The organism is Sphingomonas sp. T1, from assembly GCF_902506585.1.
Lineage (GTDB): Bacteria > Pseudomonadota > Alphaproteobacteria > Sphingomonadales > Sphingomonadaceae > Sphingomonas > Sphingomonas aerolata.
Map to the genome: position 1 here is coordinate 2,988,119 of NZ_LR733875.1, position 23,080 is coordinate 3,011,198.

The 23,080-nt window shown below is 66.0% G+C and carries 21 protein-coding genes and 1 tRNA gene; 8 read left to right on the forward strand and 14 right to left on the reverse strand.

Annotation, left to right across the window (positions count from 1 at the left end; translation table 11 throughout):
• Nucleotides 1-154 precede the first annotated feature (154 nt).
• The gene (locus GV027_RS13605; RefSeq protein ID WP_159512920.1) at nt 155-2,023 is read left to right on the forward strand and encodes an ABC-F family ATP-binding cassette domain-containing protein; all 1,869 of its coding nucleotides are present in this window, start codon (nt 155-157) and stop codon (nt 2,021-2,023) included.
• Between the two features lie 122 nt (nt 2,024-2,145).
• On the opposite strand, the gene GV027_RS13610 is transcribed toward GV027_RS13605, so the two are convergent.
• From GV027_RS13610 to GV027_RS13625, 4 genes are all read right to left on the reverse strand, one after another.
• A complete protein-coding gene (locus GV027_RS13610) occupies nt 2,146-2,424 on the reverse strand; it encodes a DUF3297 family protein (RefSeq protein ID WP_159512200.1) in 279 nt (92 codons plus the stop codon).
• Between the two features lie 89 nt (nt 2,425-2,513).
• Complete coding sequence (locus GV027_RS13615) at nt 2,514-2,888, reverse strand: hypothetical protein (protein ID WP_031393114.1); 375 nt, start codon at nt 2,886-2,888, stop codon at nt 2,514-2,516.
• A gap of 155 nt (nt 2,889-3,043) precedes the next feature.
• Complete coding sequence (locus tag GV027_RS13620) at nt 3,044-3,757, reverse strand: hypothetical protein (protein WP_159512201.1); 714 nt, start codon at nt 3,755-3,757, stop codon at nt 3,044-3,046.
• A gap of 3 nt (nt 3,758-3,760) precedes the next feature.
• On the reverse strand, nt 3,761-4,972 hold the full coding sequence (locus GV027_RS13625; RefSeq protein ID WP_031441242.1) for a toxic anion resistance protein: 1,212 nt from the start codon (nt 4,970-4,972) through the stop codon (nt 3,761-3,763).
• A gap of 260 nt (nt 4,973-5,232) precedes the next feature.
• On the opposite strand from GV027_RS13625, the gene typA reads away from it, so the two are divergent.
• Nucleotides 5,233-7,077, forward strand: a complete 1,845-nt coding sequence (gene typA, locus GV027_RS13630) for a translational GTPase TypA (protein ID WP_056674093.1) — start codon at nt 5,233-5,235, stop codon at nt 7,075-7,077.
• 151 nt (nt 7,078-7,228) lie between these two features.
• Here typA and GV027_RS13635 read toward each other — a convergent pair whose 3' ends face one another.
• Genes GV027_RS13635 through ubiA form a run of 3 tightly spaced genes read right to left on the reverse strand, consistent with a single transcriptional unit; the run spans nt 7,229 to nt 10,304 of the window.
• On the reverse strand, nt 7,229-8,026 hold the full coding sequence (locus GV027_RS13635) for a 3'(2'),5'-bisphosphate nucleotidase CysQ (protein WP_268893568.1): 798 nt from the start codon (nt 8,024-8,026) through the stop codon (nt 7,229-7,231).
• Nucleotides 8,019-9,365, reverse strand: a complete 1,347-nt coding sequence (locus GV027_RS13640) for a TldD/PmbA family protein (RefSeq protein ID WP_159512202.1) — start codon at nt 9,363-9,365, stop codon at nt 8,019-8,021. The genes GV027_RS13635 and GV027_RS13640 overlap by 8 nt, the downstream gene beginning before the upstream one ends.
• A gap of 15 nt (nt 9,366-9,380) precedes the next feature.
• Nucleotides 9,381-10,304 (reverse strand): 4-hydroxybenzoate octaprenyltransferase, encoded by a 924-nt coding sequence (ubiA, locus tag GV027_RS13645; protein WP_159512203.1) that lies wholly within the window; start codon nt 10,302-10,304, stop codon nt 9,381-9,383.
• Nucleotides 10,305-10,388: 84 nt separating this feature from the next.
• Here ubiA and GV027_RS21280 point away from each other — a divergent pair, with 84 nt between their 5' ends.
• From GV027_RS21280 to GV027_RS13655, 3 genes are all read left to right on the forward strand, one after another.
• The gene (locus GV027_RS21280; RefSeq protein WP_166746254.1) at nt 10,389-10,544 is read left to right on the forward strand and encodes a hypothetical protein; all 156 of its coding nucleotides are present in this window, start codon (nt 10,389-10,391) and stop codon (nt 10,542-10,544) included.
• Between the two features lie 79 nt (nt 10,545-10,623).
• Entirely contained in the window at nt 10,624-11,397 is a 774-nt protein-coding gene (locus GV027_RS13650) for a 16S rRNA (uracil(1498)-N(3))-methyltransferase (protein ID WP_159512204.1), read from the forward strand.
• Between the two features lie 64 nt (nt 11,398-11,461).
• Nucleotides 11,462-12,850, forward strand: coding sequence for a glutamate--cysteine ligase (locus GV027_RS13655; protein ID WP_159512205.1), 1,389 nt, complete (start codon nt 11,462-11,464; stop codon nt 12,848-12,850).
• Here the strand turns inward: GV027_RS13655 and GV027_RS13660 are convergent.
• The gene (locus GV027_RS13660) at nt 12,847-14,166 is read right to left on the reverse strand and encodes a methyltransferase family protein (RefSeq protein WP_159512206.1); all 1,320 of its coding nucleotides are present in this window, start codon (nt 14,164-14,166) and stop codon (nt 12,847-12,849) included. The two genes, GV027_RS13655 and GV027_RS13660, sit on opposite strands and share 4 nt — an antisense overlap.
• 160 nt (nt 14,167-14,326) lie before the next feature.
• Between GV027_RS13660 and GV027_RS13665 the strand changes: the two genes are divergently transcribed.
• Nucleotides 14,327-14,400, forward strand: a tRNA-Gly gene (locus GV027_RS13665).
• A 515-nt stretch (nt 14,401-14,915) separates the two neighbouring features.
• Nucleotides 14,916-15,758: a glycosyltransferase family 4 protein gene (locus tag GV027_RS13670; RefSeq protein WP_159512207.1), complete on the forward strand. Its 843-nt coding sequence runs from the start codon at nt 14,916-14,918 to the stop codon at nt 15,756-15,758.
• 169 nt (nt 15,759-15,927) lie between these two features.
• Here the strand turns inward: GV027_RS13670 and mqo are convergent, their stop codons facing one another.
• The 6 genes from mqo to GV027_RS13700 form a co-directional block, all read right to left on the reverse strand.
• Nucleotides 15,928-17,661, reverse strand: a complete 1,734-nt coding sequence (gene mqo, locus GV027_RS13675; RefSeq protein WP_236559219.1) for a malate dehydrogenase (quinone) — start codon at nt 17,659-17,661, stop codon at nt 15,928-15,930.
• A 404-nt stretch (nt 17,662-18,065) separates the two neighbouring features.
• Entirely contained in the window at nt 18,066-18,458 is a 393-nt protein-coding gene (locus GV027_RS13680; protein WP_042467029.1) for a hypothetical protein, read from the reverse strand.
• Nucleotides 18,459-18,499: 41 nt separating this feature from the next.
• The gene (locus GV027_RS13685) at nt 18,500-18,958 is read right to left on the reverse strand and encodes a hypothetical protein (RefSeq protein ID WP_042467030.1); all 459 of its coding nucleotides are present in this window, start codon (nt 18,956-18,958) and stop codon (nt 18,500-18,502) included.
• A gap of 33 nt (nt 18,959-18,991) precedes the next feature.
• Nucleotides 18,992-20,005: a sigma factor-like helix-turn-helix DNA-binding protein gene (locus tag GV027_RS13690; protein ID WP_159512208.1), complete on the reverse strand. Its 1,014-nt coding sequence runs from the start codon at nt 20,003-20,005 to the stop codon at nt 18,992-18,994.
• 285 nt (nt 20,006-20,290) lie between these two features.
• Nucleotides 20,291-20,539, reverse strand: coding sequence for a helix-turn-helix transcriptional regulator (locus tag GV027_RS13695; protein ID WP_159512209.1), 249 nt, complete (start codon nt 20,537-20,539; stop codon nt 20,291-20,293).
• Nucleotides 20,536-21,357 (reverse strand): baseplate assembly protein, encoded by an 822-nt coding sequence (locus GV027_RS13700; protein ID WP_159512210.1) that lies wholly within the window; start codon nt 21,355-21,357, stop codon nt 20,536-20,538. Before GV027_RS13700 ends, GV027_RS13695 begins: the two co-directional genes overlap by 4 nt.
• Before the next feature lie 406 nt (nt 21,358-21,763).
• Between GV027_RS13700 and GV027_RS13705 the strand changes: the two genes are divergently transcribed.
• On the forward strand, nt 21,764-22,861 hold the full coding sequence (locus GV027_RS13705) for a biotin carboxylase (RefSeq protein ID WP_159512211.1): 1,098 nt from the start codon (nt 21,764-21,766) through the stop codon (nt 22,859-22,861).
• Nucleotides 22,862-23,080: the final 219 nt, after the last annotated feature.

Below are 23,080 nucleotides of genomic sequence, written 5' to 3' on the forward strand. Positions count from 1 at the left end.
GGTCGTCTCCCGCCGCTCCATAATCCCCGCCGTCATCCTGAGGAAAGTCAGGATGACGGGAGGGCGAGAGGCGCCGCCCCACGATCGGCGCTGCGCTGCCCCGCCTCGCCCGCCCTCTCGCAAAACCATGCTGCATCTGCTAACGCCCGCGGCCATGCTGAACCTGAACAATATCACGGTGCGCCTCGGCGGACGCGTTATCCTCGACGGCGCCAGTGCGGCGCTGCCGCCGGGCAGCCGCGTCGGGCTGATCGGCCGCAACGGCGCGGGCAAGTCGACGATGGTGCGCGTGATCGCAGGGCAGCTGGAGCCCGATGACGGCTCCGCCGACATGCCCAAGGGTGCGCGCATCGGCTATCTCGCGCAGGAAGCCCCGCACGGGGTGAAGACCCCGTTCGAGACCGTGCTCGAGGCCGATCTCGAGCGCGCCGCGTTGATGCTCGAGAGCGAGACCAGCGAGGATCCCGACCGGCTCGGCGACGTGTACGAGCGGCTGATCGCGATCGACGCCTATACCGCGCCCGCGCGTGCGGCGCAGATCCTGCTCGGCCTCGGCTTTGACGAGGAGATGCAGGCACGCACGCTCGACAGCTTCTCGGGTGGCTGGAAGATGCGCGTCGCGCTCGCCGCGCTGCTGTTCTCGCAGCCCGACCTGCTGCTGCTCGACGAGCCGTCGAACCATCTCGATCTCGAAGCGGTGATGTGGCTCGAAGACTTCCTCAAGAGCTACAAGGCGACGATCGTGGTCGTCAGCCACGAACGCGATTTCCTTAACAACGTCGTCGATCACATCCTGCATCTGCAGGGCGGCAAGATCACGCTGTATCCCGGCGGCTATGACGCGTTCGAGCGTCAGCGTGCCGAGCGTCTGGCGCAGATCGAGGCGGCACGCGCGAACCAGGCGGTGCAGCGCGAGAAGCTGCAGGAATATATCGCCAAGAACAGCGCCCGCGCCTCGACCGCCAAGCAGGCCCAGTCGCGCCAGAAGATGCTCGCGAAGATGCAGCCGATCGCCGAGAGCTACAATGATCCGACGCTCTCGTTCGGCTTCCCCAACCCCACCGAGCTGCGTCCGCCGCTGATCACGCTCGACATGGCGACGGTCGGCTATGCGGACGTGCCGATCCTGAAGCGGCTCAACATGCGGCTCGACCCCGACGACCGGGTCGCGCTGCTCGGGCGCAACGGCAACGGCAAGACCACGCTCGCTCGGCTGCTCGCGGCGCAGCTGACGCCGATGGACGGCGACATGGCGTCGTCGAACAAGATGAAGGTCGGCTATTTCACCCAGTATCAGGTCGAGGAACTCGATCCGCACGATACGCCGATCGAGCATATGACGCATCTGATGAAGGGCGCGACGCCCGCCGCGGTGCGCGGCCAGCTCGGCCGGTTTGGTTTCTCCGGCGACAAGGCGACGACCAAGGTCGGCAAGCTGTCGGGTGGCGAACGCGCCCGGCTCGCGCTCGCGCTGATCACCCGCGATGCGCCGCATTTGCTGATCCTCGACGAGCCGACCAACCATCTCGACGTCGACGCGCGCGAGGCGCTCGTGCAGGCGCTCAACGCCTATACCGGCGCCGTCGTGCTGGTCAGCCATGACCGTCACATGCTCGAGCTGACCGCCGACCGGCTCGTGCTGGTCGATGGCGGCACGGCGAAGGAATTCGACGGCAGCCTCGACGATTACATCGCGTTCGTCCTGAAGGGCGATGCGGGCAAGGGCGATGCGGCGTCGAAGGCCGACAAGAAGGCGGGCAAGAAAGCCGCGGCGGAGGCCAAGAGCAACGACGCGGCGCTGCGCAAGACACTGCGCGAGGTCGAGGAACAGACCGCGAAGTTCACCAAGGAACGCAACGCGATCGATCGTGCGATGGTCGACCTGGCCAACGCCGAGCCGCGCTTCTCGCGGATGTCGATGGGCGATCTCAGCAAGCGTCGTGCCGAGGTGAATGCGAAGCTCGAGGCAAGCGAAGCCAAGTGGCTGGAGGCGAGCGAGGCTTTGGAGGGCGTGGCGGCTTAAGCCACGCCCCTTCCCCGTCATCCTGACGAAAGTCAGGATCCAGAGTTACGCAGGGTGGCGCCTGTGACTCTGGATCCTGGGTCAAGCCCAGGATGACGGGGTAGGTTTCGTGAACGCGAGGCTTAAACCTCGTCGGCGTCGTCCGTAGCCCCGTCCGAAGCCGCAGGCCGCTCGAACCATGCCTCGACCGGCCCCGACAGCTTCAGCGTCAGCGGGTTGCCGTTGCGATCGACCTTCTTGCCGAGCGCGACGCGGATCCAGCCTTCGGAGATGCAATATTCCTCGACGTCGTGGCGCACGCCATCCTTGAAGCGGATGCCGATCCCGCGCTCCAGCAGCTCCTGCTGGAAGAACGGGCTGCGATGGTTGGTCGAAAGGCGATCTGGGGGGGTGTCGGTCATCGCGCGCGCTTAGCCGCAAGCGGGCGGGTGGCGCCACAAAAAAACGGCGCCGGGATTGCTCCCGACGCCGCGTTTTCCGTCAGACCAGATCAGCTGCAGACCTGCACCTGGACCTGATCGCCATAATAGGGATCGACCCGCCACTCGCTCCAGCACCGCGGGCGATAATCCTGGCGGTAATAGGTTCGTACCGGCGGACCATCGTAATAGCCGCCATTATAATAGCCGCGGTCGACATAGCGGTCGCGGTTGCTGCTCGCGATCGCCGCACCGACACCGAGCCCAAGGATACCGCCCAGCACCGCCGCACCCGCGACATTGCCGCCGCCGCGATGGTGATACCCACCCCAGCCACCGCCACGATAGCCGCGACCCCAACGCTGCGCATCGGCCGGCGCCGCCGCGGTCAGCGCGGTCGCTGCAAGTGCGATGCCGAGACCTGCCTTCTTCATCAATCCGTTCATCGGGAACCTCCTCTACGTCCGGTCCGCAAGAAGCAAACGCATGAACCGCGACCGTGGTCCCGCTCTATCCGAGTCGGGCTGAACCGAAGCGGAATGTGCTGTTAAGCTGAGGTTTAACGGCGTGGAGAGCATCCCCGCCCCGCCATGACGGCCTGCTAGGTCTCGTCGCGATATTTCATCTCCAGGAAGCGACCGCGCGTCGCCAGCGTGTCGAGATCGTCCTGCGCGAGCCTTTGCGTCATCTCGCCAATCTCCTGCTCGATCAGCGACAGTCCCGCGACGAGTTCGGCATCGGGCGTGCGGCCATTACGCGGCGTCGTGCGCAGCGCCTGGGGCACGCGTTCGTAATCTTTGACGAACGCGGGCAGCTGCTCGCCGACCAGCTTGCGCACCTCGATCGCCTCGGGCGCGTCGTCGGCGAACCGCGCGAGCTGCGGCGCAAGCGTTTCGAGCCGCAAGCCGATCCGGTCGACCAGGGTCACCGCGGGCGCGGGCAAGGCGGGGCGCTGCGCCTCCAGCCAGCGTTCGGTCTGCAGCGGCAGCGCCTTGATATCGACCGATGCGAGCCGCTCGGGCGTCGGCGCGCGCTCGGCGGGCCACACCGCGAACAGCAATGTCGCCGCGACCAGCAACGCCATCACCAGCATCGCCCCGCCGATCCCGAGCGGCACCACCCAGCCGATCACCATGGCGGCAATCAGGATCACCGCATCCGCCACGACGATCCGCGTCAGCCGCTTGCCGATCGCCTGCGTATTGCGCGCACGGGCCCGCGTCGGCAGCCGGGCCGCGCCGACGGCGCCGCGGTCGTCCGATATCCGCGACCAGGAGGCGCGCGCGCTGGCGATGGCGTCGTCGACTTCGCTCACGCCCTACATCGCCTCCAGCTTGAACGCGCTTGGCGACGGGCCGCCCAGCTGCCCCTGCGTCGCGCCCTCCGCCCGCGCTATATAGCCGCGCGACTTGTCGACCTCGTTCGACAGCGCGCCGACCGTGGTCTTCATGCTGTCGAGCGCCTTCAACTTGAACACGTCGATCGCGTCCATCGTGTCGTAGATATTCTGGAACGCGCGCTGCAGCGTCTCCAGCGGGATCGTCGCCGATGCGGCCTGTTCATGGATCTGCGCGGTCTGCGACTTGAGCAGCTTGCCGGTCGAATCGATGATGTTCGCGGTCGTCGTGTTGAGCGCGGTGATCTGTTCGAGCACCAGCTTCTGGTTGGTCAGCGCCTGCGCGACCGTCACCGCGGTGCGCAGCGCGGACACGGTCGTGGTCGAGGCGCGGTCGACGCCCTTCACCAGCTCGACATTATTCTTCTTGACCAGATCGAGCGCGAGATAGCCCTGCACGGTGACCGCCATCTGCGTCAGCAGGTCCTGCGTGCGCTGGCGCGTGTAGAACAGCGCCGTCTCGCGGATCGCCTTGGCCTTGGCCGGATCGCTGTGGTCGAGATCGTTCGCGACGTCCTCGAGCTTCGCATCCATCGTCTTCGACAGATGGATCATCTGTTCGAGCCGCCCCATCGCCGCCCACAGATTGGCGCGCTCGGTATCGATCGCGGCATTGTCCATCAGCAGCTCGTCCTTGCCCGACGACAGGCTCTTCAGGATCTGCGCGATATGGGTCTGCGACGATTTGTAGCCGTCGAAATAATTGCGCATCTTGCCGCCGAACGGGATGATCCCGAACAGCTTCTGCGGCGCGGTCAGGTTACCCTTCTTGCCGGGATCGAGATCCTCGACGACGCGGCGCAGCTCGGCCAGATCCTTGCCGACGCCGGTTTCCTGATCCATCGCGCGGACCGGGCGGTCGAGGAACCGGTTCGACTGGCCCGCCGCCTCGCGGATTTCCTTCGCCCCCATCGCGGTGATCGCATCGACGCGCTTGCCGAATTCGGGGCTGTTGACGTCCTGCGCGACCAGATCGGTGACAAAGCCCGCGACGCGATCGTCGAGCTGTGACTTCACCCCCGCATCGACCGGGACGAGTCCCGCGGCCTTCGTCGCGGAGACAGTCGGCACGGGGTCGGGCGGCGTCAGGACCAGGCCGGGCTCGGTCGTCAGCGTCTCGGGTGTCGTCGCCATGCAATCCTCCAATCGGTGCCGCATCCTAGGGGAACGACACCCGCATTCAACTGTGGTGTCTAGATAATACACGCAAGCCACGCAATCGTCTTGGCGGCTCGCCCGGAGACTGGCGCGGGCCACCCCGAAACAGGCTCGCGATCGGCGATTTTTCCGGCAGCGGGGAACCATTCGGGCGGCAATCGAAACGCCAAACTTGCCGCATCGCGGAATAAACGCTAAGCGCGCCTGCAAATTCCGTCCAAACCGAAAGCATTCCCATGAGCCTCCGCAACGTGGCGATCATTGCGCACGTCGATCACGGCAAGACGACGCTGGTCGACCAGCTCTTCCGCCAGTCCGGCACCTTCCGCGACAACCAGCGTGTCGAAGAGCGCGCAATGGATTCCAACGACCTCGAAAAGGAGCGCGGGATCACGATTCTCGCCAAGCCGACCTCGGTCGACTGGACGCCCCCGGGCGAGAGCGAGAGCATCCGCATCAACATCGTCGACACGCCCGGCCACGCCGATTTCGGCGGCGAAGTCGAGCGCATCCTGTCGATGGTCGACGGCGTCGTGCTGCTGGTCGATTCGTCGGAAGGCGCGATGCCGCAGACCAAGTTCGTCACCGGCAAGGCGCTGGCACTCGGCCTCAAGCCGATCGTCGTCGTCAACAAGGTCGATCGCAACGACGCGCGCATCCAGGAAGTGCTCGACGAAGTGTTCGATCTGTTCGTGTCGCTCGACGCGAACGACGACCAGCTCGATTTCCCCGTGCTCTACGCCTCGGGCCGCAACGGCTATGCCTCGACCGACATGGATGCGCGCGAAGGCACGCTGATCCCGATGTTCGAGACGATCGTGAAGCACGTGCCGCCTCCGGCCGTGGAAGTCGCCGGCGTGCCGTTCACCTTCCTCGTCACGTTGCTCGACCGCGATCCGTTCCTCGGCCGCGTCCTCACCGGTCGCGTCAATTCGGGCACCGTGAAGACCAACCAGGCGATCCACGCGCTCGATAACGACGGCAAGATCATCGAGACGGGTCGTGCGTCCAAGATCATGTCGTTCCGCGGTCTCGACCGCGTGCCAGTCGACGAAGCCAAGGCCGGCGACATCATCTCGCTCGCAGGGCTTTCGGTTGCGACCGTCGCCGACACGATCGCCGACATCACGGTGACCGAGCCGCTGCACGCGCAGCCGATCGATCCCCCCACGCTGTCGATGCGCTTTGCCGTGAACGACTCGCCGATGGCGGGCCGCGAGGGTACCAAGGTGACGTCGCGCATGATCCGCGAGCGTCTGTTCCGCGAAGCCGAGTCGAACGTCGCCGTGAAGGTGACCGAGGCGGCCGACAAGGACAGCTTCGAAGTCGCCGGTCGTGGCGAGCTTCAGCTGGGCGTGCTGATCGAGACGATGCGCCGCGAGGGCTTCGAGCTCGGCATCTCGCGTCCGCGCGTGCTGTTCGGCGAGGACGAGGACGGCAAGAAGACCGAGCCGTACGAGACCGTCATCATCGACGTCGACGAGGAGCATTCGGGCACCGTCGTCGAGAAGATGAACATCCGTAAGGCCGAGATGACCGACATGCGTCCGTCGACCGGTGGCAAGACCCGCATCACCTTCTCGGCGCCGAGCCGCGGGATGATCGGCTATCATGGTGAATTCCTGTCCGACACGCGCGGCACGGGCATCATGAACCGGCTGTTCGAGAAGTATGGTCCGCACAAGGGCCAGATCGAAGGCCGCAAGAACGGCGTGCTGATCTCGAACGGCTCGGGCGAAGCGAACAACTACGCACTGGGTCCGCTCGAAGAGCGCGGCATCCTGTTCGTGGGCCACGGCGAGGCTCTCTATGAGGGCATGATCGTCGGCGAGAACGCGAAGCCGGACGACCTCGAGGTCAACCCGATGAAGACCAAGGCGCTGACCAACTTCCGCGCAAGCGGCGGCAAGGACGACCAGGTCCGCCTGTCCCCGCCGAAGCGTGCGACGCTGGAGCAGGCGATCGCGTACATCGACGACGACGAGATGGTCGAAGTCACGCCGAAGTCGATCCGTCTGCGCAAGCGCTTCCTCGACGCGAACGAGCGCAAGCGCGCGAGCCGGGCTAAGCAGAGCGCGTAAGCCTGACACGGCGAAGCCGGCCAGGCTTACAAGCTCGGCCGGCCTCGCTCACGCGAGGTCCGACGACGCGGCTTAGCCGCGGCGCTCCCCAAAACGAAAAAGGCCGGAGGGAAACCTCCGGCCTTTTTCGTGTCCAGCGAAGCGCCCAGCCCTACCCCAGAATAGCCGCCGCCCGATCCGCCAGCCGCGCGATCGCCGCGCGGTGGATCCCGCGCGTGCTCGCGACGACCCCGAACGCCTGCGGGCGCGGCTTGTTGAACACCAGCGGGATCCCGACCGCGTCGGTCACTGCGGCGCCCGCCTCGCTCGCGACCAGCGCGGCGGCGGCGATGTCCCACTCATTTCCCCAGCGCAGCGTCGCGACCAGATCCGCCCGATCCGCCGCGACCATCGCGATCCTGAGCGCGATAGAATTGGGTTTCTCGACCACCACGAGATCGCGGTCCGCCTTGGGCAGCGCATCGGTCGGCACGCGCGATCCGGGAAAGTCAGTGCGGGATCCGGCGCGCAGCACTGCACCGTTGAGCGTCGCGCCTTCGCCCAGCGCCGCCGACCAGATCTCGCCCCGTGCCGGCGCATCGAGCACGCCGATCACCACCCGCCCGCGCTCGACCAGCGCGATCGACACGCACCAGCCCGGACGTGCCCGGATATAGTCGCGCGTGCCGTCGATCGGGTCGACGACCCAGAGCCGGTCGCGCGCGAGCCGCGCGGGATTGTCGGCGGTTTCCTCCGACAGCCAGCCGGCATCGGGCAAGAGTGCGGACAGCCGCACCTTCAACATCCGGTCGATATCGATATCAACCTCGCACACCGGGCTGCCCGGCGTCTTTTCCCAGCGGTGGAAATCGGTCCCGAACCGCGCGAGCGCCATCTGCCCGGCTTCGGCAGCGATCGATTCGACCGCCTCGCGCAACGTCGTGACGGGACCCGGGGGCGGTTCAGCCACTCGCCACCGTCATCCCCTCCACGCGCAACGTCGGCACGTTGATGCCGTAGCGGAATTCGAGATCGTTGGCGGGGGTCATCGCCAGGAACATGTCCTTCGCATTCCCCGCGATCGTGAATTCGGCGACCGGCCCGGTGATGACGCCATTCTCGATTCTGAAGCCCGCCGCGCCGCGGCTGTAGTCGCCCGTGACGCCATTCGCGCCGCCGCCCATCAGTTCGGTGACATAGACGCCCGACACGATATCCTCGATCAGCGTCTCGGGGGGCATCGTGCCCGCCTCCATGAACACATTGCTCGTCGACACACCCGGCGCGCCGTTGACGCCGCGCGCGGCATGGCCGGTTGGCTCAAGCCCCAATTGGCGTGCCGAGGCCGAATCGAGCAGCCAGCTTTCGAGCATGCCGTGCTCGATGATCGCGGTCGGCGAGACCGGGAGGCCTTCGCCATCGAACGGCCGCGACCGCAATCCGTAAGGCCGATGCGGATCGTCGCGGATCGTTATGCCATGCGCAAACACCTGCTGGCCCAGCGAATCGAGCAGGAAGCTGGTCTTGCGCGTGATCGCCTGCCCCGCGATCGCCGCGATCAGGTGCCCGAGCAGCGAGCTGCCGACACGCGGATCGTACACCACGGTCATCGGCCCGCTCGCGAGCCGCCCCGGATTGAGCCGCGCGACCGCCTGCTCGCCCGCGCGCTGCCCGATCGCCTCGGGCGATTCGAGATGCTGGCGGTGCCGCACGCTGTGATAGGCATAGTCGCGCTGCATCGCGCCGCCCTCGCCCGCCAGCACGCTCGCCGACACGCCATAGGCGGTCGAGGCATAGGCGCCCGCGAAGCCATGGCTCGTGGCAAGCGCCCAGACACTGCTCGATGCGCTCGCGCCACCGCCTTCGCTGTTCGTCACGCCGGGCACCGCGCGCGCCGCATCCTCCGCCGCGGTCGCCGCATCGCGCAGCTGCTCGGGCGAGACCCCACCGTGATCGGCAAGCCCGAGCATCGGCGGTACGCCGTGCAACAGGCGGTTTTCGGGGGCGAGGCCGGCCCAGGCATCCTCGGGCGCCTCGCGCGCCATCGCCACCGCGCGCGCCGCGAGTGCGTCCATCGCCGCGGACGACAGGTCGGAGGTCGAGACGCTCGCGGATCGCTTGCCGACGAACACGCGCAGGCCCAGGTCCTCGCTTTCCGACCGGCCGATATCCTCGAGCTTGCCGAGGCGGATCGAAACGTCGAGCGAGGCATCGGCGGCGAAGACCGCATCGGCGGCATCCGCGCCGGCGGCCTTGGCTCGCGCTACGATGTCATGGGCGCGGTCGCGGGCTTGATCGGGTGTGAGCATGTCGCCGATCTAGGGTCACAGGCTCGTGCCGACAACCACGCAGGCAAGGAAGATCAGCAACCCCGTGAAGCGGTTGGCGCGGAATCGGGCGAGCGCGCCGGCGCCGTCGTCCGCGTGCAGCGTGACGACCTGCCACCCCAGATGCAGCGCGGCGGGCGCCAGCGCGGCGATCGCAAGCGGATCGGGCCGCATCGTCCAGAACGCCGCCGCCCAGAACCCGACCGCGATCGCATAGAAAATCCCGACCCCCGCCTTTACATGCCGCCCCATGCGCAGCGCTGACGACCGGACGCCGATCATCGCATCGTCCTCGCGGTCCTGCAGCGCATAGATCGTGTCATAGCCGATCACCCAGGCGATCGACCCCGCATAGAGCAGCCACATCGGCAACGTCAGCGCGCCGGCGATGTCGCTCCACCCGACCAGCAACGCCCAGCTGAACACCAGCCCGAGCCATGCCTGCGGCCACCAGGTGATGCGCTTCATGAACGGATAGGCGGCGACCGGCGCGAGGCTCGCCAGCGCGACGATCGCGGCGAGCGGCGTCAGCTGCAGCAGCACGACCAGCCCGACGAGCGCCAGCACGCCGAGCCAGATCCACGCCAGCCGCAACGAGACGAGCCCGCTCGGGATCGGTCTCGCGCGCGTCCGCGCGACCTGCGCGTCGAGATCGCGATCGACGATGTCGTTGAACACGCAGCCTGCGCCGCGCATCGCGATGCTGCCGAGCAGGAACCACGCGATCAGATCCCAGCGCGCCCACGCCCCGCCCGCCAGCGCGATCCCCCAGGCGCCGGGCCAGAACAACAGCCACCAGCCGATCGGCCGGTCGAACCGCGCGAGCAGCGCCAGCCCGCGCAGCGTCGGCGGCAGCCGCGCGACCAGGCCGCGATGTTCGCTGTCGGGGACGATGTCCAACGGGCTCGGTGTGGTCTGCATGACGCGGGGCGTAGGAAGACGGCGTTTGGCGCGCAAGCCCGCAGCGGCTAGGATAGCGTCAGTGTCGCGTTCGAGCCCCTTTGCATGATCGGCCTGTCGGTCGCGGTCGGCCGTTTCGTCGAGGCGCTCTTCTGGGGCATCTTCCGCGTCGCCGGCGCGGTCGCGGGCGCGCTGATCCTCGGCATCGCGGTCGCGATCATCGTGTGGATCGTCGCCCGCAAACTCTGGAACCGCCGCTAACCAATCCTCCGGACGGCGGAGGATCGCGAACGAGCGAAACGCCCTCCCCGCATGCGGCGGGATTTGCTAGGCCCCCGCAATGCCTGCAACCCCAGCCTGGCCGCCGCAATCCACGCCGCGGCTGTTCGTCGACACGCCGCTAAGCTCCGGTCCACTCCCGGTCGACGGCCCCGCCGCGCATTATCTCGCGGGCGTCATGCGGCTGAAGATCGGCGACCCGGTCAAGCTGTTCGACGACCGCACCGGCGAATGGCTCGCCACCGCGGCCAGCGTCGGCAAGCGCGACCTCGTCCTCGACGTGACCGAACGGCTCCGCGAACGCGAGGCGGTGCCCGATCTGTGGCTCTGTGCCGCGCCTATCAAGAAGGGCCGGGTCGACTGGTTGGCGGAGAAGGCGTGCGAGCTCGGCGTCGACCGGCTCGTCCCGGTCGTCACGCGCCGCACCGTGGTCGACAAGCCCAATACCGACCGTCTGCGCACGCACATGATCGAGGCGGCCGAGCAATGCGGGCGCACCGCGCTGCCGCAGGTCGCCGAACCGGTGAAGCTCGCAGCTTTGCTCCGCGACTGGCCCGCCGATCGCACGCTGTTCTTTGCGGACGAGACGGGCGGCGCGCCCGCGCTCGCGGCAATGCACGCGCATGCCGGTCCCGCGGCGATCCTGATCGGCCCCGAAGGCGGTTTCGACGCCGACGAGCGTGTGGCGATTCGCGCGCACCCGCAGGCGGTCGGCATTGGCCTCGGCCCGCGCATCCTCCGCGCGGAAACCGCAGCGGCGGCGGCGGTCGCGCTGTGGATGGCCGCAGCGGGCGATTGGGCGGCCGAACCGCCCGTCCCGTCACCCGTCGCGTGACATTGCTACCGACCGGTCCGAATCCCCTCTAGCACCCTCGTTCATCGCCGCGTAAGGCGCGGCGATGACGAGCAAGACCGCCCCTGCAAAGACCAGCCCGACGATCGAGTCGCGCGACCAGTTGATCGCCAGCTTCGCGCGCGGTGAAAAGCCCAAGGACCGCTGGCGGATCGGCACCGAGCACGAGAAATTCGTGTATGCGAAGGACGACCATCGCGCGCCTTCGTACACCGAGGCGGGCGGCATCCGCGCGCTGCTCGGCGACCTCGAGCAATATGGCTGGGCCCCCGTGTTCGAGCGCGGCCCCGACGGTACCGAGAACGTCATCGCGATGACCGGTGCGGACGGGAGCATCAGCCTCGAGCCCGCGGGCCAGTTCGAACTCTCGGGCGCGCCGCTCGAGACCCTCCATGAAACCTGCGCCGAGACCGGCCGCCATCTCGAACAGGTCAAGGCCGCGGGCGAGAAGCTCGGCATCGGCTTCCTCGGCCTGGGCATGTGGCCCGACAAGACCCGCGCCGAGCTGCCGATCATGCCCAAGGGGCGCTATGCGATCATGCTGCGGCACATGCCGCGCGTCGGCAGCATGGGGCTCGACATGATGCTGCGGACCTGCACGATCCAGGTGAACCTGGATTACGCATCGGAAGCCGACATGGTGAAGAAATTCCGCGTCGGCCTCGCGCTTCAGCCGCTCGCGACCGCGCTGTTCGCCAATTCGCCGTTCACCGAGGGCAAGCCCAACGGCATGCTGTCCTATCGCAGCCATATCTGGTCCGACACCGACCCGCACCGCACCGGCATGCTGCCCTTCGTGTTCGAGGACGGCTTCGGCTATGACCGCTACACCGACTATGCGCTCGATGTGCCGATGTACTTCGTCTACCGCGACGGCAAATATATCGACGCGGCGGGGCTCAGCTTCCGCGACTTCCTGAAGGGCGAGCTCAGCGTCCTGCCCGGCGAAAAGCCGACGCTCGACGACTGGACCGATCATCTCTCGACCGCCTTTCCCGAGGTGCGGCTGAAGACCTTCCTCGAGATGCGCGGCGCCGATGGCGGACCGTGGAACCGGATCTGCGCGCTGCCCGCGCTCTGGGTCGGGCTGCTCTACGATCAGGGTGCGCTCGATGCGGCATGGGATCTGGTCAAGGACTGGACGATCGACGAACGCCAGTCATTGCGCGATTCGGTGCCCAAGCTCGGGCTGAATGCGCCGATCGCAGGTGGCGGCCAGTTGCGCGACATCGCTGCACAGGTGCTTGATATCGCGGGTGCCGGCCTGTCGTCGCGCGCGCGGCTGAACAAGGCGGGCGACAACGAGACCGGCTTCCTCGATCCGCTGCGCGAGATCGTCCGTTCGGGCAAGGTCCCCGCCGAGCTGCTGCTCGACAAGTATAACGGCGCCTGGGGCGGCGATATCGCCAAGGTTTACGGCGTGGAAAGCTTCTAGGCGCCTGACGCGCGGCGCGACCCGGCCACCCACGCCAGGAGGCGCGGTACCGGTCCGTTGCGCGCCATCCAGTCGCTATAGGCGCGGTAATCGGGGTCGAGGCCCAGATGCCGCTCCTCGGTCCGCGCACGCCAGTAATAGACCCCGCTGACCGCCGTGAGCAGCAGGGTCGCGCGCACCGCGTCGATCGGCGTCCCCGTCGTCAGCACGGGGATCGTCGACAGCCACCAGAACAGGTTTTTCGACAGATAGGCGGGGTGCCGGGACCAGGCATAGGGCCCGTGCGTCAGGATCCCGCGGTTGGTGAGATTCGAGAATCGCAGGCCGAACGCCATCGTCGCCCACGCATAGATCGCGGTCAGCGCGACCAGCACCGCGCCGATCAGCACCAGCAGGACGGGGTGATACTGGAACCAGACGTCCCATTCCTGCGTGCCCGGGTGATAGTCCATCGGCCCGCCGTCACTCATCAGGATGATCGGCGGATAGCACATCAACGCCGCCATCCACGCCGCCGCAAACGGATTGGCGCTGCGGATATGCGAATCGAGCGGTCGCAGCGTCAGGACATAGCCGACCGTCGCAAAGGCGACGTCGATCAGGAACATGAAGGTGATCAGCCACCTGGCGAGCGCGACAGGGTCGCGCAGGATCGCGCTTGTGTCGCCGCGGATGAACTCGCCGAACCCGCCCGGCACGATCGCGAGCATGAAGGCCAAGAAGAACGCCTTCACTCCCCAGCTGCGCAGGTGGTTGTGAAGCGCAGCACGGTCGACCCCCGGCTGCCCGGTCAGCCATGCCCCGAGCGACCACGCGCCGTCCTTCGGCGCGACCAGATAGCGGTCGAGCCAAAGGACATAGGGGATCGACACGAGGACGAGGATCGGCGCGGCGTTGGTGAAGCACCACATCGCAAAGGCGAAATTTCCCTCCCAATAGAATCGCCCGGTGCCATAGATCACCGCGATCCCCGCCCAGGTCACCCAGAAGGCGGCGAGCTTTGTCAGGCTGACGTCGATCGTCTCGCGCCATGGCCGGGGCCGCGACCAGTCCAGCCCGGTGCTCGGCCGGCGATGGACCTTGTCGACCAGCACCGACCACAGGATCATCGGGACCGCGCAGGCGAGCAGGTTGACCAGCGCGGCATAGGGCCCGTCCATTCCCCAGCCGCGCGCGCACGCCACCCAGCCGAGCACGCCCGCCAGCCCCGCCAGCCCGGCGCCGTGACTGACCGCGGACGCGGGGCGCGGATCCGCGGCGCGGCGGCGCTGCAGGGTCAGGCTCGTCGTCTCGGGAAGCACGGGCGCGTCGGACATGGCGCCAGGGGTAGCCGATTTTCGTCAGCAAACCATGAACCATCCTGCCCCGGCTTGCACCACCCCACGACCCGCGCTATCGCGACCCTACACCTTCTGCCACCCGTCTCGCCTTCGCGACGGTCAGAGCGGGGGCGCAGGCCGCGGCAACGCCGGCTTCGCGGGTATAGTACAATGGTAGTACAGCAGCCTTCCAAGCTGAATACACGGGTTCGATTCCCGTTACCCGCTCCATCGTTTCCAATCTTGTCAGCCAGTCCCGACGGGCATGACCCGGTCATCGGCTAATGATGGCGTAAGACGCGCCACCACAAGTAATTACTTCTGGCTTAACTAATACTGCGCCTTAGATAACACGACCCCTTGTCTTCGGATTGGTTCAAATTGAGGACTTGTTTCAGGTTTCGACGTGACCGATCTGTATATTGCTGTTAATTATTTTATCTAAATTGTTGATCGATTTTGGATGAAATACTATTAGCAAGCATTTTCAACGATGGGACGTCGACTTCACCCTTTCACTTCATAATCGAACTGGAAAGTATTTTATCGGCAGGGACATTATCGACACGCTCCCGGAGGTATTTCGCAGCGTGAAGATATGGAGACTTGCCGAAAGGGTCGGCATCAATGCCTTGTCCCGCAAAGTCATCGGTCGATTATGGGCCGAAGAGGATCGCCTCAGAGCCCGGTATCCCAAGCGGCTGCCGCGACAGCGGAGCCGACGCGCGGTCCTTCATCTCGATCCGATGACCGTGCTGGGCTGGCACGTCACGTCGCATGATGCCGTGCTGTGCCACGATCTCGGCCCCCTGACGCATCCCGAACTCTTCGCCCCGTCCGTCACCGCGCTCTACGAGCGGGTCTATGCACGCATCGCCGAACGCCAGCCCCGCATGGCCTTTGTCAGCCAGGCATCGCGGACAGCATTTCAGCGGCTCTATGGCACCGGGTCCCCCGCCACCGTGATCTATCCACCGATCCGCACCGGCGTGGCGGGTGGCGCGCAACACGCCGTGGACGGCGTCGAAGGCCTGTTTCTGCTGACCGTGGGCAGCATCGGGCGCCGCAAGAACCAGCTGGCCAGCATCCGCGCATTCGCGCATGCGGGCCTCGCCGATGCGGGCTATCACTATGTCATCTGCGGCAGTCGCGAGCCGGGATCCGAGGCCGTCATCGCCGAGGCCGAGCAAACCCCCGGCGTCATCCTCCTGCCCTATGTCTCGGACGAGCAGTTGCGCTGGCTCTATGCGCATGCGCGGGGGTTCGTGCTGGTGAGCCTTCTCGAAGGATTTGGCGTCCCCGTCGCAGAAGCGATGCGTAACGGACTGGTGCCGCTGATCAGCGCCGACAGCGTCCTCGAAGAGGTCGCGGGACCAAGCGCGATCGCGGTGGATCCGCACTCCGTCGAGGCCATCGCCGCGGGGATGATACAGCTTGCCGAACTCCGCCCGGACCAGATCGCGGCACGGCGGGTCGATCTCGAGGCGCGTCTCGACGCGTTCTCGATGCCGACCTTTGTCGATGCGTGGAGGGCCTTTCTGAGTGCCGAGGCCGAGTGTCACCCCGCGCCGTCGGCCGTTTCGGTTTAGCGGACCGGGACGACACGGCGCTGGAGGAGCAGCTGAGCCCCCAGACCGGCGAGCATCGGCGTCTCGACGAAGCGACGAACTCCGCTACGACAAGCGCAGCCCCGCCATATCGTCCGTCGCCCGACGGTCTCCCCGGCAATGCCGGGGAGGGCGCGATCGAGGACAGAGGTCAGAGGGCGAGGTCGGGGCTGCGGTCCGGCTTGACGCGCATCGCGGCGGGCCGGGGCTTGGTCGCGACGTGGACCGCCGGCGAGGCGATGGCGAGTTGCAGCGTCTCGGCGGTATTGCCCCAGTGATCGGCGAGCAGTTCGGGATGCTCATTGAGCTTGATGCCGTAGCTCGGGACGATCTCGCGGATCTTGGCCTGCCAGCCGGCGGTCGACAGCCGGTTCGGAAACACCTTCTTGAGCAGGTCGAGCATGATCGACGGCGCGGTAGACGCACCGGGCGACGCGCCGAGCAGCGCCGCGATCGAGCCGTCCTTCGACGCGACGATCTCGGTGCCCAGCTTGAGCACCCCGCCCTTTTCAGGGTCGCGCTTGATGATCTGCACGCGCTGGCCCGCCTGCCACAAGCGCCAGTCGCCGTCCTTGGCGCCGGGGAAATATTCGCGCAGCGCCTCCATCCGGTCGGCATCCGACATGATCAGCTGCCCCGCGAGATATTCGACCAGCGCGAAATCGTCCCAGCCGACTGCGACCATCGGCCGGAAATTGTCGATCGTCACCGATGCAGGCAGATCGAAATAGGACCCCTGCTTCAGGAACTTGGTCGAGAAGGTCGCGAACGGTCCAAACAGCAGCGCCTGCTTGCCGTCGAGATAGCGGGTGTCGAGATGCGGGACCGACATGGGCGGTGAGCCGACCGCGGCCTTGCCGTAGACCTTGGCGAGATGGCGATGCGTGATCTCCGGCTTGTCCGCGACCAGGAAGGAGCCGCCGACCGGGAAGCCGGCATAATCGTCCGCCTCGGGGATGCCCGACTTCTGCAGGATCGGCAGTGCGCCGCCACCCGCGCCGGCAAAGACGAAGCGCGCATTGATGACCTGCTTGTCGTCGGTCTTCATGTCGCGCGCGGTGACTTCCCAGCCGCCCTTGGCGTTGCGCTCGAGCGACCGGACCTCATGCCCCGTCGTCAGCGTGAAGTTCGCCTGCTTGTCGAGCGCGGCGATATATTGCCGAGTCACCGCACCCCAGTCGCAATCCGTGCCGAGCGGCGAGCGGGTCGCTGCAAGCGGCAGCGACGCGTCGCGGCCCTGCATCATCAGCGGCACCCATTTGGCGATCTGGGCGCGGTCGGTGGAGAATTCCATGCCGGAGAAGAGCGGGCTGGCGCTCAGAGCTTCCCAGCGCTTGCGCAGGAAGGCGACATTTGCGTCGCCCCAGACGAGGTTCATGTGCGGAGTAGAGTTGATGAACGTCCGCGGTGCGCCGAGCATGCCGGCCTTGACCTGGTGGCTGAGAAACTGGCGCGTGACCTGGAACTGCTCGTTGATCTCGACCGCCTTGGCGATCTCGACACGGCCGTCGGCCGCGTTGACCGGCGTGTAGTTGAGTTCGCACAGCGCCGAATGGCCGGTGCCCGCGTTGTTCCAGCCGCCCGAGCTCTCTTCGGCGACCTTGTCGAGCCGCTCGACCAGCTCGATCGTCCAGCTCGGCTCGAGCTGGCGCAGCAACACGGCGAGCGTCGCGCTCATGATGCCGCCGCCGATCAGCAGCACGTCGACCGAGCGTTCCGTCGTCGCGGCCTGCGCCGACGACAGGGGGACCATGGCGGAGGACCCCGCGACGCCCGCAACGATCGCCGAGCCTAGAAGATTGCGGCGCGTTACGCCCGTGCCGGCCGCCGGAGCGTCGCCTGACTGCTCGGCGGTCCGCGTGTCGTCGTTCGATCCAATTCGCACTATGATGCCTTTTTCGTTACCGCCTGCCCGCCCCCGATCCCGGCCCCCGAGGGGCGGAGACGGCTAAGGGCGCATCGCCGGATGATGGATGGGCTGCGCAGGATCGGCCGAAAGACGCAAAGAAGCGATCGACCGAGCACAACCGTTGCTCAAAGTCCTCGCCCATTTGCCGGAATTTATTGGGAGGCCCGCAAACCAGTAAAATTGACGGGTATCCGAGACTTACATGCCATCGCAGGCGCAATTTTTCAAGCTTTGGATGGCGGATGGCCGGATCGGGGCCCGCCATGCGCGCCGGATCGAGCCGTGCGGCAGCGGCCGCGAAGACGCCCGGTCGGCGCCGGCCGCAGGCATCTTGTTCGTTCGTCCGTCAAGCTCGACCGGTCACCCGGCCGGCATGAGGATCAGCAATCCACCAGACCCGCGAGCAGATCGCTCATCCGCTGACGCCCGACGACCGACAGCTGGATATGCGATCGTCGACCGTCATTCTTGTCGCGGGTCCGCAGGACGAGACCCGCCTCCTGCAGGATCGCAAGGTAGCGCAGCGCCGTCGCCGAGGGCGCCCGCGCGCCGATGCACACCGCGGACACGCTGAGCTGACGCCCCTCGTGATGCGAGATGAACAGGTCGAGCAGCATGTCCCAGGCGGGTTCGGAGAACAGGTCCGCACCGAATGCCGCGTCGCGCTGGCGACGCAGTTCGTACAGATGCTTGGCAGCGCTCACCAGGCGGGCGGGATCGACGGCGGCGGGTGCAAGAGCCGGCCCGGGCCGTGCGCCGTTCAAGAGTCGCATGAAAGGAATGGCATAAGACATTTAAAGCCTCAGATGCAGGGCTAAGGAAGGGTCGGGTCCTGGCGGCTCCAGTCGAGATCCCAGCCTCGCGACCGGACCCGTCTGGCATGCCGCATCGTTCCGACGGCGAGCAGCAGGACGATGGGGTAGCTCCACATGACCGACAGGACCGCATAAGCGAGCCGGATCACGTCGGGGTTGATCGCCCGGGCCAGATGCGCCCCGGTCCCCAGTGCATGGAGCGCGGTGACCCAGGCCGGCCAGAACCGATCGGCGTGCAGCGTGATGGCGATCATCACGCCGAGCAGGACGATGTCGACGGTCATGATACCGATCTCGACGTCGACGAACTCGCCTGCGCCAAGCTGGTGAAACATCCGCGTGGCCAGTGCCGCGAGCAGCAGGGCAAGCCCGGTCAGCCGCTCGGGGGCACCGCCACGCCAGAATGCATAGCCGGTCGCCGCCAGTTGCAGCGCGTTGAAGATCCAGACGCGGTCCACGTTATCGGGTCAAGCGATCCACCGGCCGCGTCGTCAGGCGGCAACGACGAGGTGCAGTCGCGCATCGTCGCGCAAAGCCCCTTCGTTGGGCGGACACTCGCCCTCGTCACCATAGGCATAAAAGGCACCGAGGCCGATTTCGCTGCGTACCGCGACCAGCGCCCGGTGCGCGTCGACGAAGCGCTGGCGGGCCTTGATCAGATCGGACGATGCATCCGCGACGAGTTGCAGCGCGGCGATCCCGGTCGCGACCGGCAATCTTGCCGCCGCACGCTGCTGCAACAAGGTCGCGACGCAGGAAGCAGCGAGCGACGCGGCCTGGTCGACCGCTGCCTCTGCCTTCAGAAAGTCCGCGGTAACCCTGTCGGTTGCCTGACGACGTTCCTTCAACATGTCGAATTTCCCACCCCAGCGCGACGAATGCTCAACCCGGGGAGAGGCGGCGCTGCCGCGAACCTGCCTGAACAGGCTCGTCATGGTCATCGTCATTGTCACCAGCGCCACCGTGGTGATCGCCAGCAACGCCATGAGCCCGACCAGCCGGATCAGCCTGTCCCCCTTGGACAGGCGGTTCCGCGCCGCTCCCTCCGGTCCGCCTCCGGGCGTCATCCCCATGAAGCGGCGGACGAGCCCCCATGGATCGTCCTGGCCGACCTGTGGCGGATGCGACGGCGCGCGCGCTACGTCGATTGGTTCGGATGGGAGCCGATCATACGTCGCGACCAGCAGGTCGGACGACGGCATTGGCGACGTCCCGTCCTCCGTCCTGTCGTTCGCGGCGCGGGGCGCGGGCGTGGCGGAGGGCGTGACGCGGGGCTCTGCGGGCACATCGAAATCCCCGGCGGTTTCGTGCCGTTGCAACAGCCGCGCAGCCTCGAACCGCGACCCCGCACCCAGCATCTGAACCGCGCGTTCGATCCGCTTGTCGATCGCCGACGGCGACACGCCGAGCAGCGCTGCGATCTCCTTCGAATTGTGATGCGTCAGGACCAGTCGAAGACAGGCCCGTTGCGCTTCGGTCAGGAGATCAATGCGGCTGGCAGACATAGACCTACATTAACCGCAATTCCGCGGTTAGGCATCCCTGTTTGAAGCGCGCCGAATGCCGTCGCGGGACGCGTTTTCGCGCACAATGTCCGCACGACATCCCGGCACAGATCTGAAGGTTGTGAGGTTCGCGCCTGGCCTTGCTACCGGCGAAGGACCAAAGCTTGGGCGGTGATACCGCAAAGCTTTGGTGGACAGGGCTGCTACTGTGCTGGTCATTCTATATACCTGTAAAGGTTGCTTTTTCTTGATTGTACTCTCATCGGGTGCCCCCTTCCGTGCCCCCTATATATTGGCTCGCTCGTGAATGGAAATCGTGGCCATGCGCGCACGCAGCCAAGAATCTACGTCCGATTGCCACCAGCCGATGCAGCGCTTCGTCAGCAGATGCTGAGGCGGGAATTCCTCGTTCGCAATCATCCGGTAGATCGTCGAGCGGCTTAGGCCCGTACTCGCGATCACGTCATCGATGCGCATGAAGCGGCCGCCTGCGCTGGCGTGGCCGGCCTGCTTCGCCTGAGCGACGTTCTTCATGCTGCTTCCTTGCGATATTCGACGTCGTACAGTGCGGCGATGCGGTCGCGGATCTGCACGGGTGGGCGGGAACGGGGCATCCAGGCCGGCGATCGGCGCCCACACCGCTGCGGTCTCAACCAAGCCAATGATCGCGGTTGACGCTGCAACGAGTGTGCAGGCGATCCATCGCAGCGAGCAACGGTCGTGATTGACGCGGGGACTGCAGGTCGCGCGGTCTGAACGGACTGATCGGTGAGCGGACGGCTCGTTTCAGCTGTGACATAGGCGAGCACCGTGTTGAGCAGTGTCGGCGCTCCCGTGCTTTTGCGGACCCGCGACAGGACGGTGATCCGGACCTCGCCTGCCGTCGGAATGGTCGCGCTAGCGTCGAGCAGGTCAAAGGCAGCGGACAGCGCTTGGAAGATATACGCGCCCTCGGGGCGGGTACCCGAATAGCCCTCTAGGGCGCGGTGCTGGCAGCGCCGGAATTCCGCGTCGCCTGCACAGACCGGAGGCGCATTCGCATGCATGTTTCCTGGGGTGATGAGCAGGAGCTTGGCGCTCATGAGTGCGGCAAGGTTGTCGAGATCGGCACCGATTGCGCAGGCTGGCATGACGGCGCGAGCAGCGGCGTTCACGCGGGCGGGCGGGAGCATCTTGCGATAGGCGGCGAACTTGAGCAATTTGACGACGGACTCGGATTCGGCTGGCCCATCGGATGTCGGCAAGAGCGCCTGTAGCTGGCCGTATAATGTATCTAGATTGAGGGTCTCGCCGATCGTCGGCGCCGGAAGGCGCAACAGGTCGACAGCGGTGAAGGTGGACGGCTCGGTCATTTGACCATGTCGTCGATTAGGTCATTGCAGCGCCATCATGCTCGAGTGTGAAATCCGATTTCACACTCGAGCATGATGGTTTGGCCTAAATCGGTTCGCGAAGGTTCGTCTCAGGCGACCTTGGTTCGAACGACTAAATGGATCGCGTTGGGAGAGATCGATCACTCGCGAATTTGTCGCGTAATCCGCCATTCTCGCCCCTCCCCCGCTTCCCAACCTCAGACACTCCTTCAGCTCCGCGCTGACCGTTTTTGGCGTCCAATAGTCCGTCATGAACGTCGTGGCCGGACAGGGAAGTGGGCCGGCAGCCGATGAGAGCGACCGGCTCGCACGCCACAGCAAGTACTGCAGCCATTTGCTCTGGCGTGCAGCTCCGGGCTAGTGCGCAACGCGCAGGAGATCATTCATGAAAACAGCGCCGGTCGCCATTCTCTACCAAGCGCTTCCGCCACCGTTGATCGACGGATTGCGAAAGGACGCAAAACCGGGCGGATATTCAGATGGCGGCGCGGATATCGCTTTTGCATTGCGGACGGCAGGCGTGACTGTGGTCACGCCCACCTGTTTGCCAGACCCCTCCAAGGCGCTCGACTGGGTATTCCCGGACACGGCCGAGGGCATCCGTAGCGCAGGCGCAGCCGGCGCATCGGTCCTGTGGGCGAACACGGTCTTGTTCGAAGGGCATCCGCTCGAGACGGCAATGGTCAACTTCGACATCGTCGGGCAGCTTCCCGCGGCGATGCAGGCGTTCGACGACAAGTTCGAGACCAACCACCTCCTAGCCGGGGCTGGCCTGCCGGTAGCGCGATCGTTTCTGTTGTCCGGCACGGGCAAGGAGAATGTCTGTGCGCTAGCGGACGTAGAAGACGCGTGTACTTCCCGCGGCATGTCCTTTCCGATGATCGTCAAGCCGGTGCGCGGACGTGGCAGCCAGGGCGTAACCCTGGTGGAAAGCCTCGGCGACTTGCGCGCTGCCGCGGCTGCGTTGATCGAGGCAGCCACCTTCGGCGACATGCTGATGGTGGAGGAGTTTCTTGGCGGTGACGAGATGACCGTCACCGTCATGCCGCCCGCGTCTCCGCGTTCAGACGGTTCGCGGGCATCGACGCACTGGGCCTTGCCGCCCGTATACCGCTTCGATCAGCGCGGCGGAGTAGCACCGTATAACGGCGACGTTCCGGTTACCGCCAACAGCATCGCAATCAGCCCCGAGCAGCTCCGCAATCCCGCGATCGCGGCCATGATCGACAGCTGCGTATCGGCAGCCGCGCTGGTCGACGCCCGCACCACAATCCGAATAGACTGCCGGGCCGATCGCCATGGTACGTTCAAATTGTTCGACCTTAACATGAAACCCAACATGACGGGGCCGGGCCGCCCGGGGCGCGAAGATCAGGATTGCCTCTCGGCAATCGCCGCCCGAGCCAAGGGCTGGAGCTACGTCGATCTTCTGCTAGCAATGTTTTCTGCCAAATGGACGTTTGAGCCATCGGACAGAGTTTAGCTGCACAGGCCCTTTACTTGGCGAACACGCTCCTGGCTTACGGCTTCCGGCAAGACTTACAATTAGGACGTTCAGCGTGTCCTTGGTGCTCTGCAACTTCAAACGCTTGTTCAGGCAGCCTACGGTCACTGCCGGCGAACGAGATTTGCCCGTGATTGATCGAACGCTGTCTGCGGGTCAAAAAGCCAATCTCCCCATAATTCACCTCTCGTGAGCCGA

Coding starts and splice junctions, on each gene's coding strand:
- GV027_RS13690 (WP_159512208.1), bottom strand. CDS start 20,005: ATGTCTGCCAGCCGCATTGATCTCCTGACCGAAGCGCAACGGGCCTGT.
- GV027_RS13670 (WP_159512207.1), top strand. CDS start 14,916: ATGACCGTGCTGGGCTGGCACGTCACGTCGCATGATGCCGTGCTGTGC.
- GV027_RS21280 (WP_166746254.1), top strand. CDS start 10,389: ATGATCGGCCTGTCGGTCGCGGTCGGCCGTTTCGTCGAGGCGCTCTTC.
- GV027_RS13610 (WP_159512200.1), bottom strand. CDS start 2,424: ATGACCGACACCCCCCCAGATCGCCTTTCGACCAACCATCGCAGCCCG.
- GV027_RS13660 (WP_159512206.1), bottom strand. CDS start 14,166: ATGTCCGACGCGCCCGTGCTTCCCGAGACGACGAGCCTGACCCTGCAG.
- GV027_RS13605 (WP_159512920.1), top strand. CDS start 155: ATGCTGAACCTGAACAATATCACGGTGCGCCTCGGCGGACGCGTTATC.
- GV027_RS13655 (WP_159512205.1), top strand. CDS start 11,462: ATGACGAGCAAGACCGCCCCTGCAAAGACCAGCCCGACGATCGAGTCG.
- GV027_RS13695 (WP_159512209.1), bottom strand. CDS start 20,539: ATGAAGAACGTCGCTCAGGCGAAGCAGGCCGGCCACGCCAGCGCAGGC.
- GV027_RS13615 (WP_031393114.1), bottom strand. CDS start 2,888: ATGAACGGATTGATGAAGAAGGCAGGTCTCGGCATCGCACTTGCAGCG.
- GV027_RS13650 (WP_159512204.1), top strand. CDS start 10,624: ATGCCTGCAACCCCAGCCTGGCCGCCGCAATCCACGCCGCGGCTGTTC.
- GV027_RS13640 (WP_159512202.1), bottom strand. CDS start 9,365: ATGCTCACACCCGATCAAGCCCGCGACCGCGCCCATGACATCGTAGCG.
- GV027_RS13680 (WP_042467029.1), bottom strand. CDS start 18,458: ATGCGACTCTTGAACGGCGCACGGCCCGGGCCGGCTCTTGCACCCGCC.
- GV027_RS13705 (WP_159512211.1), top strand. CDS start 21,764: ATGAAAACAGCGCCGGTCGCCATTCTCTACCAAGCGCTTCCGCCACCG.
- ubiA (WP_159512203.1), bottom strand. CDS start 10,304: ATGCAGACCACACCGAGCCCGTTGGACATCGTCCCCGACAGCGAACAT.
- GV027_RS13625 (WP_031441242.1), bottom strand. CDS start 4,972: ATGGCGACGACACCCGAGACGCTGACGACCGAGCCCGGCCTGGTCCTG.
- typA (WP_056674093.1), top strand. CDS start 5,233: ATGAGCCTCCGCAACGTGGCGATCATTGCGCACGTCGATCACGGCAAG.
- GV027_RS13700 (WP_159512210.1), bottom strand. CDS start 21,357: ATGACCGAGCCGTCCACCTTCACCGCTGTCGACCTGTTGCGCCTTCCG.